The sequence below is a fragment of the Gammaproteobacteria bacterium genome (assembly GCA_013214945.1).
Taxonomy (GTDB): domain Bacteria; phylum Pseudomonadota; class Gammaproteobacteria; order Enterobacterales; family Psychrobiaceae; genus Psychrobium.
The window spans coordinates 12,088-25,460 of record JABSRT010000004.1 but is presented as its reverse complement, the minus strand read 5'-3'; the positions used below and the strand labels follow the sequence as shown (position 1 = coordinate 25,460).

At 44.6% G+C, this 13,373-nt stretch carries 5 protein-coding genes; all 5 read left to right on the top strand.

Annotated features, from left to right (window positions below; translation table 11 throughout):
* The first annotated feature begins 61 nt into the window (after positions 1–61).
* The 5 genes from HRU23_03315 to HRU23_03295 all read left to right on the top strand — a co-directional run bounded on the left by HRU23_03315 (position 62) and on the right by HRU23_03295 (position 13,277).
* Positions 62–7,504: a retention module-containing protein gene (locus HRU23_03315; protein NRA53150.1), complete on the top strand. Its 7,443-nt coding sequence runs from the start codon at positions 62–64 to the stop codon at positions 7,502–7,504.
* Between the two features lie 176 nt (positions 7,505–7,680).
* A complete protein-coding gene (locus tag HRU23_03310; GenBank protein ID NRA53149.1) occupies positions 7,681–9,855 on the top strand; it encodes a type I secretion system permease/ATPase in 2,175 nt (724 codons plus the stop codon).
* Positions 9,852–11,225 (top strand): HlyD family type I secretion periplasmic adaptor subunit, encoded by a 1,374-nt coding sequence (locus tag HRU23_03305; GenBank protein NRA53148.1) that lies wholly within the window; start codon positions 9,852–9,854, stop codon positions 11,223–11,225. The genes HRU23_03310 and HRU23_03305 overlap by 4 nt, the downstream gene beginning before the upstream one ends.
* Positions 11,226–11,268: 43 nt before the next feature.
* Entirely contained in the window at positions 11,269–12,657 is a 1,389-nt protein-coding gene (locus HRU23_03300; GenBank protein NRA53147.1) for a TolC family outer membrane protein, read from the top strand.
* A complete protein-coding gene (locus HRU23_03295; protein ID NRA53146.1) occupies positions 12,654–13,277 on the top strand; it encodes an OmpA family protein in 624 nt (207 codons plus the stop codon). Before HRU23_03300 ends, HRU23_03295 begins: the two co-directional genes overlap by 4 nt.
* Positions 13,278–13,373 lie beyond the last annotated feature (96 nt).

Genomic DNA, 13,373 nt, shown 5'->3' with positions numbered 1-13,373 from the left:
AGGGAATCTTATCAATTAATCATCTTGGATTAATTGATATAATAAATAAGGTACGTTACTCATGAAGACTTTCATTGCCTCGCAAAATGCGCAGATCATTACTTTGGTTGGCCAAGCTAATCTTATCAATGCAACTGGCCCAAGCCTCAATCTAGGCGATCAAATAAGGCAAGGCGCCACCGTGGTGATAGCCGATGACGCCCAAATTACCCTAGCTTTAGCAGATGGCACGCAGCAGGTTATTTCTGGCATCGCGCTAGAACAAATGACCGAACAGTCAATGGATGAAGCAAGTCCGAATCCAAATTCAACTCAAGAGCCTTCCAATGATTTACTTGCTGAAATAGCTGATATTCAGGCATTGATCGAATCTGGCGATGACGTGGTTGATTTACCGGATACTGCAGCGGGCAATGAAGCGGGCAATGAAGGGCTAGGATTTATTACCATCAACCGGACCGGAGCAGAAACGTTAGCCGAAGCTCGTTATGATACTGTTGGGCCAGTCGGGGCCAATACGCTAGCTTTTGATCAGCAAGGATCTACTACTAGCAGTACTCTGGCAGCATCTGGCAATATCGCGCCAACAACCAATTCAACGTCAGCGACCGGGCTTGAAGATGCTAATTCAATCATCATCTCCTTAACGGGTAGCGACAGCGACGGCGCAGTAACGAGCTTTCAATTAACGAACTTACCCATCAACGGTCTACTTTATACTGACGCATCACTTGAAACCTTAGTCGTTGTTGGCAGTAACTACGATGCAACAGATCAAGCGCTTGATTTTTATTTTGTACCCGACAGTAATTGGAATGGCACGACCTCTTTCGAATATCGGGCCCAAGATAACAACGGCCAAATAGATAACAGTTCAGCCACTGCCACTATTACCGTCACGGCGGTTGATGAACCCAGACCAACGCTTAACGTCAGCGACCTTAATATTACAGAGGCCGGCGACAACACAATTAGTGAAAATGCCACAGCCCCTGTCGAGGGCACTTTTACGATCGACGCCCAAGCTGGTTTAGTGCAAGTCACTATCGCTAATACCAGCATCACTGTGGCTGAACTTGAGGCGTTAACCACCAGTCCGGTCACTATTATTACCGATGAAAACGGCATTTTAATCATTACTAGTTATGACGCCAGCACCGGTGTCGTAACTTATAGCTACCAAGTGACCGACGCTAAAGATCACAGCAATGGCGAGGTTATCGACCACATTAATATTATTGTTAGTGATACCCAAGGCACCAGCACTAATGACAGCCTTGATATTCTGATAACAGACACGGCTCCTATCGGCCAAAACGAAGCTCATAACTTAACCGAGGACGCTGCAAACAGCTCAACAGGCTTACAGCAAGCATTAAGCAATGACAGCGCATTTGATGGCCCCGTCCAGTTTGATAACTGGACCAGCACAACGGCCCAATACGGCACGTTTACCGCCAATGCCGACGGCACTTATCAGTATGTACTTGATAATAAAAATGCATCGGTAAATGCCTTAAACGACAACTCTTCTCCTTTAACTGAAACCTTTAGTTATCAGATAAATGATAGCGATGGTGATACCACCACCGCCCAAGTTGTCATTACCATTAACGGTCATACCGACACGCCACCAAGTATCATTGTGGATGATAGTAATGGCAGCGCCGCGGGTGATCGCAGCATTAGCGAAGATGCCTCTGCTGCCATCTCTGGTAGCTTTACTATCAGCGCGGACGCAGGACTGGCTAGCATTACCCTTGATGGCACCACTATTACCCTTGTTCAGTTAACCGATTTAAGCGCCAACCCCGTGACAATCACCACCAGCGAAGAAAACGGTACGCTCATTATTAATGGCTACAACGCCAATACGGGCATGGTGAGTTACAGGTATCAGGTCAGTGGCGCTAAAGATCACAGCAATGGTGATGTGATTGACAATATATCGCTTAGCGTCACCGATGTATTAGGGCTTAGCAGCAGTGACTATCTGAGTATTTTAATAGCTGACACGACTCCAATCGGCCAAAACGAAGCACATAGCTTAACTGAAAACGGTACTGCCTCAACCGGCTTACAGCAAGCATTGAGCAATGACAGCGCATTCGATGGCCCCGTCCAGTTTAGTAACTGGACCAGTACGACCGCTCAATATGGCACGTTTACCGCCAATGCTGATGGCACGTATCAGTATGTAGTTGATAATAACAATGCATCTGTGAACGCTTTAAACGACAACTCATCGCCATTAACTGAGACCTTTAGTTATCAGATAAAAGACAGTGATGGCGATATCACCACCGCGCAAGTCATCATTACCATTAACGGTCATACCGACGCGCCACCAATTATCAATGTAAATGATAACAATGGCAGCGCCGCGGGTGATCGCAGCATTAGCGAAGATGCATCAGCGACCATATCAGGTAGTTTTTCCATCAACGCTGATGCGGGCCTAGCTAGCATTACTCTTGATGGCACCACTATTACGCTTGCTCAGTTAAACGATTTAAGCGCTAACCCGGTTACTGTCGCCACCAGCGATGAAAACGGCAGCCTGATTATTAATGACTATGATGCCAATACGGGCATCGTGAGTTACAGCTATCAGGTCAGTGGCGCTAAAGATCACAGCAATGGCGATGTCATAGATAATATAACGCTTAACGTCACCGATGTTTTAGGGCTTAGCAGCAGTGACTATCTTAGTATTTTGATTGCAGACACGACTCCTGTCGGCCAAAACGAAACTCACAGCTTAACCGAAGACGGTACGGCCTCGACAGGCTTACAGCAAGCATTGAGCAATGACAGCGCATTCGATGGCCCCGTCCAGTTTAGTAACTGGACCAGTACGACCGCTCAATATGGCACGTTTACCGCCAATGCTGATGGCACGTATCAGTATGTAGTTGATAATAACAATGCATCTGTGAACGCTTTAAACGACAACTCATCGCCATTAACTGAGACCTTTAGTTATCAGATAAAAGACAGTGATGGCGATATCACCACCGCGCAAGTCATCATTACCATTAACGGTCATACCGACGCGCCACCAATTATCAATGTAAATGATAACAATGGCAGCGCCGCGGGTGATCGCAGCATTAGCGAAGATGCATCAGCGACCATATCAGGTAGTTTTTCCATCAACGCTGATGCGGGCCTAGCTAGCATTACTCTTGATGGCACCACTATTACGCTTGCTCAGTTAAACGATTTAAGCGCTAACCCGGTTACTGTCGCCACCAGCGATGAAAACGGCAGCCTGATTATTAATGACTATGATGCCAATACGGGCATCGTGAGTTACAGCTATCAGGTCAGTGGCGCTAAAGATCACAGCAATGGCGATGTCATAGATAATATAACGCTTAACGTCACCGACGTTTTAGGGCTTAGCAGCAGTGACTATCTTAGTGTTTTAACCACTGATACGGCGCCACAAGCCATCGCCGATGCCCGTACCGTTAATGAAAATGAAACCAATATCACCGGCAATGTCATTGATGGCACCAATGCGACCCAAGATCAATTAGGAGTCGATATCACGCAGCTTATCGGCGTTAGCACTGGTACCACCAATAGTGCTATCACCGCCGGGGTTAATACCGCAATAAACGGTACCTACGGCACCCTAACGATCGACGGCAATGGTAATTACAACTATGTCTTAACCCAAGCGGCCCAGCAGTTAAGTGCCGGCGATCAGCCAACCGACATCTTCAGCTATACCTTGCAAGACAGTGATGGCGATCAGTCAACCACCCAATTAACATTTACGGTCAATGGCAGTGATGATGCCCCGTTAACCAATAGTACCTCCCAAATAGGTGAAATGAATACTACCGTAGCGATAAACTTAACTGGGGAAGATATTGATGGCACAGTGATCAGTTTCACGCTGAGCAGCCTGCCAGCTAATGGCACTTTATACACAGATACCAGCCTTACCACATTAGTTAGGCTAACCGATGACAGTAACGCTCCCATATATTACCCTGCGACCAATCAAAGCCTAACCTTCTATTTTATCCCTGACAATAATTGGAACGGCGATACCAACTTTCAATATAGCGCGCGAGACAACAGTGGCTTAATCGATCAAAGTCCAGCCACTGCCAGTATTACCATAAATCCAGAACAAAGCGCTTATGAAGCAGGATTAATTAATGGCACTTTAGCTAGCGACGCTGCGCACAATACCAGCGTCAGTGGCGTATTATTTAGTGGTATAAATTCAGTAACTGCCATCGAGTCAATAAACGGGATTAGCCCAGTAAACGGTGTGCTTACAGTCACCACATTGCAAGGTAATACCCTTACCGTCAATGCTGATGTTAACTCAGCCAACTTTGGCCACTACACCTACACCCTTAATAACCCGGTCAATCATTCGATTGCTAATGGTCAAGATGTGTTTAACGAAACATTTAGCTATCAGCTCAGCCATAACGACAACTCTATTACTAGCGCAAATTTGACCGTTAAAGTCATTGATGACAGTCCTGTGATCGGCGAAGATCAAACGGTAACGATAGAAATTGACACAATCAGCTCCAACTTAACCTTTATTCTTGACGCATCAGGCAGCATGTCCGATGCAGACATGACAGCGTCGGTCGACGCAGTTAAGGCGCTAATTACTCAATATCAAGAGTTTAGTGATGTGAACATAAATATTGTAATATTTAGGCACCCAAACAGCAGTAGAGATACGACAACCACCGGCTGGATTTCGGATTATCCTGAAAACTTAGATATTAGCCGCGGTGGTTCGACCGACATTGCGCTAGGCCTCAACACAGTAATGGGCGAAGTCTATGGCACCAATAGCGGTTATCAACCGGCGACCCAAGATGCAATTTATTACTTTGGTGATGGTGGCGAGAACGTTAACGCCAGTAACTACACCAACACCCTGACCCACTGGCAAAGTTTTCTTGAGAGCGGCCCAGTCGATGCGCTATTTACTTATAGCATTAACAATTCGAATATTTCTTATCAAGAAAGTATTGCCAGAGTGACAGATGGCGCCCTTAATGCTCAAGGTGACCAAGGCCAGGTATATCGCCCTTTGGTTCATGTTGAGGACTTTGTTGATTTAACCGATGCGGTATTAGATGATATTTTAACCACAACTGGCGGTAACCTTTTAATTGATGATAACGCCGATAGCTTAGTCGATTTTGGCGCCGATGGAGGCCATGTCGATACTATTACCATAAATGGTGTCAGTTATGCCTACGATCAAGACAACCCAACTCAAGAGTTCGCTGGTTTAGATGGTATCTACAGCGTTAACTTTGATACAGGAACTTATACTTACCGAGTAGAAACTAATGATTCGACCCGCGTCGATCACTCCGACCAGCTGCAAGTGGTCATTGTTGACCGTGATGGCGATAAATCAACCCCGTTGCAATTAACCTTTACCATCGAGTTTTCGCTAAATGAGTTGGCCCAGCAAGTGACAACTATTAGCGATGCTGCCACCGGTAATGGCGGTGAATTAATTTTTGATATTACAATGAATGGGATCGCTGCCACCGCACAAACCTACAATATCGACATAACCAACCTGCAAACCACGGCAGCTGATTACGCCCAATTTACTTTTAGTGACGGGGTTACCCTCAATAACAACGGCACTATTACCGTGCCAGCAGGCATCTCAAGTTTTACCGCTCATCTAGCCATAACAGATGACAACGATCAAAACATTGAAGCATTAACCCTTACTATTGGCGGTATTACAGCCACAGGTACCATAGATATCAGCCAAACGTGGAGTGAACAACGAGACCTTAAAAACGAATCATTTATCTCTGGTGGCGCAGACGACACCGTTGAGGTAATTGGTAATTATGATATTGAAGGTACCGCCGTCGTTGAAACTGGCGCTGGCAATGACACTATTACGGTCGGAAAATCAATAAAAGGTGACGCCCAAGTTGATACAGGCGCTGGCAACGACAGTATTTCCCTAGGCGGCCTAATCAGCGGCGATATCAAAATAAATACTGGCAGTGGTAATGACAGCATTAATATTGCCACCCATATAACCAACAAAGCTCAGATCCAAATGGGTACTGGTGATGATACGGTCAACGTTGGCACCTCGATCGGTTCCAAGGTCAAGCTTGATACTGGCGCTGGCAACGATCAACTTATCGCGCATGAAATAAGAAGCCATGCAATTATCAAGATGGGAGCTGGCGATGATACTTTGATAATAGACCGACTAAACCTCACTACGAGCAGTACTACCGCTGGTGAAATCGACATGGGCACCGGAGACGATACCCTTACTATTGATGGTCAATTTGCCAAAGCAACAAAAGCTATCAACCTCGGAGATGGTCAAGACACCTTAATACTTTCACAAATGTCATCGACTGATTTTGATTTTGGTTTAGGTGGCAGTTCAATTGTCACTGTTGCTAATGGCATTCAAAGCATTCACTTAACTCACCTAACAGCTACCGCAACGAATAATGTTGATCTAAAAATAACCAGTGCCGAAAAAATAATTTTTGGCGGTGACAATACCACTTACCTCTACGATTGGGCCGCACAAAAATACCTCTTAACCACTGGCGGCACCACCAGTACAGCAACCGTTATCGATGGGATAATTGCCGGGCTTGAATATACCACCTCATCGGGCATTAGCGGCCTAACCACAGCGCAAGGCGGCTTTGAATTTAACGCGGGTGACATCGTTAGCTTTAACATTGGCAAAGTCGAACTAGGTGATGTCGACATGGCTAAAATTAACGATAGTCAGGTGTTTTTACAAGACATTGCCCAAATAAACCGCCAAGACATGACTGATCAATATGTAGAAAATATGGCAGTGCTGTTGCAATCATTAGATGATAATAACGACGCTTACGATGGCATCGTGATAACCCAAGGCATGCATAACGCTTTTTCAGATACCAATTTCGACCTAGCAACGATTAGCGAGCAAGAGTTAGCGGCGATTATCTTTGACCAAACGGGCCGACAAGCGATTGATGAAAACGACGCAATGACTCATGTGGGCGACATGTTAGCCGAATATGCCGACATAAAAATTGATCAATCCCCTGCAAGCAGCAACAATGCAGAAATATTCAAATGGTTAGGTGAGACCAGTTCAACGACGAGCCCAACCACCGCCTATATCAGCGACTTTGATGCCTCACAAGGTGATAAACTCGACTTAAGCGACGTATTATCGGTTAATAATGACGGGAGCTTAACCCTATATTTAGCGATAAATTTTGACAACGGTGATACCACGCTCGCAATCCATGCTGGTGATGAAAGCTCACCAATCGCCCAAGTGATGGTATTAGAAGACGTTGATTTAAGCCAATATGCTAGCGACGGTTCCAGCTTAATTAACGGTTTACTCAATCATTCAGATGGGCCTTTAATCATCAGCTCCGCGGCCGACGACCGATTGATTGGCCTTGATGACGATCTTAGCAATGGCTTTATCGACTAAGGATAAGGATTTTCGCAGTGGCAAATACTAGCTAGCCACTGCGATAATCACCGCAACGTAACAAAGTTATCTCTGCGCGCAATAAAAGAATTTATTACTTAGCTCAATAAATATGCTAGTTTGGTTGCTATTCTCTTGTGCCAACGTCATGATTATATAAAGGAACTATATTTTCAGTGCTTACTTCATCTGCAAAATTAGATCAGTGGACAATTAATCCTGCCCAACAGGTTAGTGATGATCCATTGCTTGATAGCATCGTGTTATTAAGTGAGCATTTTGGTAACCCCTGCTCCGCTCAAGCGCTCGCCGCTGGCTTGCCCTTTAATGGCAATATTTTATCGCCCGAGCTATTACCCCAAGCTGCAGCAAGAGCAGGACTAAGCGCAAAATTAACCCGTAAAGGGCTCAATGAATTTCCCGCAATGTTATTGCCCTGCATTTTATTACTAAAGGGTCAAAAAGCCTGCATCCTTCACCAAATCAACAATAAAACCAATCAAGCGACGGTATCTTTACCAGAAACTGGCGGCCAAGAGCTATTAACCCTTGCTCAGCTAGAATCTAGCTATGCTGGTTATGCCTTCTTGATCAAACAGCAATATCGTGGTGATCTAGATTTTGATGTTCATGTCAACGATGCTTCTGAGCATTGGTTATTGCAACACATTAAGCAATCAGCCTCTATTTACCGCGATGTAATTATTGCTTCAATTTTGATTAATATTTTTGCCTTGGTTTCACCGTTATTTGTAATGAATATTTACGACAAGGTAGTGCCTAATCTCGCATTTGAGTCATTGTGGGTGCTCGCTATCGGAGCCGGTATTGCCTATCTTTTTGATTTTATTTTAAAACAACTTAGAGGTTACCTGATTGATGTCGCTGGAAAAAAAGTGGATATTCAGGTGTCAGCAAAGCTATTTTCAAAAGTAATTGGCATTCCTCTGGAAAAACGCGCCCCGAGTATTGGCGGAATGGCGCGCCAATTAAGTGAATTTGATAGCGTCCGTGACTTTTTGTCTTCCGCGACTATTACCGCCTTGGTCGATTTACCCTTTGCCGCCTTATTTATGTTCATTATTTATCTCGTCGCCGGCGATTTAGTGCTGTTCCCTATTGTCGCCACGGTGATCATTCTTGGTTACACTTTTTTAATGCAACCTAAGTTGCGGGCAGCGATTGAAGAAACCAATAAATTTTCTGGCTTGCGCCATGGCCATTTAATTGAGTGCTTAAGCTCGCTTGAATCGATCAAAGCCAACGGCGCCGAAGGTGTGATTCAAAACGCCTGGCAGCAAATGATCGGCCATACTTCAAATTGGCAACTCAAGTCGAAAGTAATTACTAACTCAGTCACTAACGTTGCCAGCTTTATTGTGCAAGTCACGGTAATTGGGGTTGTCGTTATGGGGGTATATCGCGTCTCTGAAAATCTGATCTCGATGGGCGGTATTATTGCCGCAGTTATGCTGTCGAGCCGAGCGATTTCGCCGATGGCAAAACTAGCCTCATTACTGACTCGTTCAAATCAAACAATTAGCGCGCTCAGACAACTTAATAGTTTAATGGATCAACAAGGTGAGTTTGAAAACAAAGCGCATTTAGTCGGCCGCAGCAAACTAGCAGGGCGAATAGATGCCGAACATTTAGGCTTTACCTATCCTGAGTGTGAAAAACCAGCATTGTATCCGATGTCTATCGCAATCAAGCCTGGCGAAAAAATTGCGATCATCGGCCGTAATGGCTCAGGAAAAACGACGCTAGCCAAGGTATTACTGGGACTTTATCAACCTACCGCAGGCAATTTACGCTTTGATGGCCTCAACCACCAGCAAATACATCCAAGTAACTTACGCCAAAATTTTGGTTATTTACCGCAAGATATCACCTTATTTCACGGCTCTATTCGCGATAATATATTATTCGGTACCCGCCAAGTCACCGAGTATCAACTGATCCGTGCGGTGCAATTGTCAGGTGTCAGTTTATTTACCGATCAGGACAGCCAAGGGTTAGATCAACAAGTGGGTGAAGGCGGCAATGCATTATCTCGTGGTCAACGTCAATCAATTGCTTTGGCCCGCGCGACTCTGAATGACCCCGCTATTTTATTGTTAGACGAGCCAACCGCAAGTCTAGACGCCCGCGCTGAAAAACTATTTATCAACTCAATTTCAGCCACGGTCAAAGATCGCACCATGATATTAATTACCCATAAAATGCACCTACTGAGCTTAGTCGACCGGGTTATTGTGTTAGACCGGGGACGAATAATTGCTGATGGCTCAAAAGATGCGGTATTACAGCAGTTGAAAAATGGCCAGCTCAATACCGAGGTGGCTTCATGAAAGTAACCCAACAAGATATCTCCATGGCCGACGATGTCTACGGCGCTTTACTGACCGAAGTACCGAGCTTGCATCGCTTAACCATTTGGACGCTAGCTGCGCTTATTTTAAGTTTTATAACTTGGTCTTATTTTTCGTCGCTGGAACAGGTAACAACCGGACAGGGTAAAATAATTCCCTCCTCTCAAATTCAAATTATTCAAAGTTTAGACGGCGGGGTTTTACAAAAATTATTTGTTAAAGAAGGCATGCAGGTCAAACAAGGGCAACCCTTAGCTCGCATTGACGACACCCGTTTCCGATCTGATTTTGCCCAACAAAAACAAGAAGTAGATAGTTTAAGAGCGAACATAATTCGACTACGAGCTGAGCTTTCAAGCATTCTCGTTGGCGAGGCAAGTGATTGGCAGTTACAGATAGCCATTACCAAGAAAACATTGGTCTATCCTGAAGATCTCAACCTAAAATCTCCAGCGTTGGTCAAGCGTCAACAGAACGAATACGATGGCCGGCTAGATAGCATAATTAATCAAGTTGCGATTCAAGAAAGACAAATCTTACAAAGAATTCAAGAAGTAACCGAATTATCGTCTAAAATAAGAACCTTGAAAACCAGCTACAATTTAGCTTCAAAAGAATTAGCATTAACTCGGCCGCTGGCTAAAAAAAATATTGTCCCTAAAATTGAATTACTTAAACTCGAACGCAGTGTTAATGATATTAGAGGGGAATTAAGCGCAGTGCGTTTGTTAAAGCCTAAACTGCAAGCATCCGTCGAAGAAAGTATCTTGCAACGCCGTGACACCGTTTTAGTCTACCGTACCGAAGCCAGAGCTCAACTTAATGAGTTGCAAAGTAGTTTATCTAAGATCACTGAAGCACAGGTCGGGGTCAAAGACAAAGTAACCAAAGCATTAATTACTTCACCAGTCATCGGAACCATCAAAACAATCCACATTAATACCTTAGGTGGTGTTATTCAGCCAGGGCAAACGATCATTGAAATAGTACCGACCGATGATATGTTATTAGTTGAAGCAAAAATAAAACCACGGGATATCGGATTTATTTATCCAGGATTACCAGCAGTGGTAAAAATAACCGCTTATGACTTTGCCCGGTATGGCGGCCTGACAGGCGAGGTTGAGCACATCAGTGCCGACACCACCCAAGACGATGATGGGACTAGTTATTATATAATTCGGGTCAGAACAGATGCCTCGAGCATTAAAAATAAAGCCAATGAAGACATGAGCATTATACCGGGCATGATGACCAGTGTTGATGTAATCACCGGTAAACGAACTATTTTAGAATACATCTTAAACCCAATATTACGCGCGAAACAAGCCGCACTACGCGAACGATAAAACGCCATAAATTTGAATAAACAGTAAGACAGATGGAGCGATCATGGACGATAGAATATTTTTAAAGCCGAGTAAATTATCAGTGGGTCTTTGGTGCTTAAGCACCCTATTGACCACCAATGTCGCGGCACAAAGCCTAGAGCAAGTGGTCGCGCTGGCATTAGATACCCACCCTGATATTCGGCAATCTTTCGCTAAATTCAAAAGTTTCGAACAACAAGTAGATATCGCCTCAGCGGCCTATTTACCCACGATCGATCTCAACGCTGGTTATGGTTATGAATATACCAATACCCCGAGCAGTCGTCGTAGCGCCTCAGGAGCCGGTGACGATACCACCGACTTAATGCGTGGTGAATTTGGCTTGAGCTTACGACAAGTATTATTTGATGGCATGCGGACCAGTAACGATGTTGAGCGCACGATGTTCGAGGCATATGCCGAGCAATTAACGCTGCTAAGTACCGCTGAAGATTTAGCATTGTCGGTTGCTAAATCTTATCTAAATTATTTAAAGACCGAGCAGTTATTAAGTCTGTCAGACAAAAACGTCTCGGATCACCGTGCTATTTATGAGCAAATAAAAGAACGTACTGATTCGGGTTTTGGCAGCGTCGCTGACTTATCTCAAGTGTCAGGTCGCTTAGCCCGCGCTCAGTCTAATAATGTTGCAGCCCGTAATAATTTTAACGATGCCGGCAGCCAGTTTAAACGCCTAACTAATACCGCGGCCGATGACTTAATCATTCCGGTTCCAGATGCCGATATGTTGCCAACCAGTTTAGATGCCGGCCTTATCCAAGCACAGGAAAACCACCTAGTCATTAGATCAGCTGCGCAAGATATTAACGCCGCACAGTCGTATAAAAAGGTAATTAACGCCGATTATTACCCACAACTTAGCTTTGAGTTGAGCGCCAATACAAATAATGATACCCGTGGTGAAGATGGCTCAGGGGTTGGCGGCCATGACAATGACTTCACCGCTATGATAAGGCTTAATTATAACCTCTACGCTGGCGGTAAAACTCGCGCGCAAGAACGCGACGCCGCCTATAAAATAACCCAAGCTAATGAAATTAATATTCGAGCGCATCGTCAAGTAACCGAAGGCTTTGAACTGGCTTGGAATGCTTATGAAATGTTGGGCTCACAGCTCAATTTCATTAAGCAACATGTGATCTCAGCCAAGGAGACTCAGCGCTATTACGAACAACAATTTAATCTCGGCCAACGCAGCCTGCTTGATTTACTCGATACCGAAAATGAATTATTTCAAGCACGTCAAGATTACTTAGCAAGCCAGTTTAGTGAGCTCGATGCCAGATATCGCTTGCTCAACGCCACAGGAGTCTTGCTCGATTCATTTCGGATTACTCGATCCAGCACTTGGCAAGGAGAGCATAATTACCACCGAGGAAATGTCCAATGAATCAGTTTTCACAACAGGTCCAAGCATTAATCATTGGCGCAACAGTGCTAGTGACCTCAGCCTGTGCCGATCTAAAATTAGCGAATATGGATAACATCGAGCAACTACAAGAACTCAGTGATCTTGACCACGATGGTGTGATTGGAGCTCGTGACAAATGCATTGAAACAATGCTTGGTGCCCAGATTAATAATCTTGGTTGTAGCAATAGTCAAGCAACTAACCAGCGTTTAACCCTAGATATAAAGTTTGCTAATCACTCCGCCATTATTCCCAGCGATGATTACCAACAAATAGAGCAAGTTGCCAAGTTCTTAACCGACGATCCCGATAACAAAGTGTTAATCGAAGCACATACTAGCAAAGTCGGCTTGGCGGCAGAAAATAAGCGGCTGTCACAGCAACGTGCACAAGCACTGGCAACGGTCTTAATTAATGACTTTGATATTGAACCGCTGCAAATATCAACCATAGGTTATGGCTTTGAGCGCCTCAAAGCTTACGGAGATACCGATAAAGATCACCGGATTAATCGACGTATTGTCGCGCAACTGAGCAAAACAGCGCAGGTTGACCAAATGATTTGGACAATTTATTCCGTTGACCAAATAGAGTATTAATAACCGCGGCGTACTCATATTCGACTCAAGTTCCATCAGATAAAAGGTAGTTATTACAATGGTTAATTCCGCCAGTATAGATCAATACCCAATGGT

Coding starts and splice junctions, on each gene's coding strand:
- HRU23_03315 (NRA53150.1), top strand. CDS start 62: ATGAAGACTTTCATTGCCTCGCAAAATGCGCAGATCATTACTTTGGTT.
- HRU23_03305 (NRA53148.1), top strand. CDS start 9,852: ATGAAAGTAACCCAACAAGATATCTCCATGGCCGACGATGTCTACGGC.
- HRU23_03300 (NRA53147.1), top strand. CDS start 11,269: ATGGACGATAGAATATTTTTAAAGCCGAGTAAATTATCAGTGGGTCTT.
- HRU23_03295 (NRA53146.1), top strand. CDS start 12,654: ATGAATCAGTTTTCACAACAGGTCCAAGCATTAATCATTGGCGCAACA.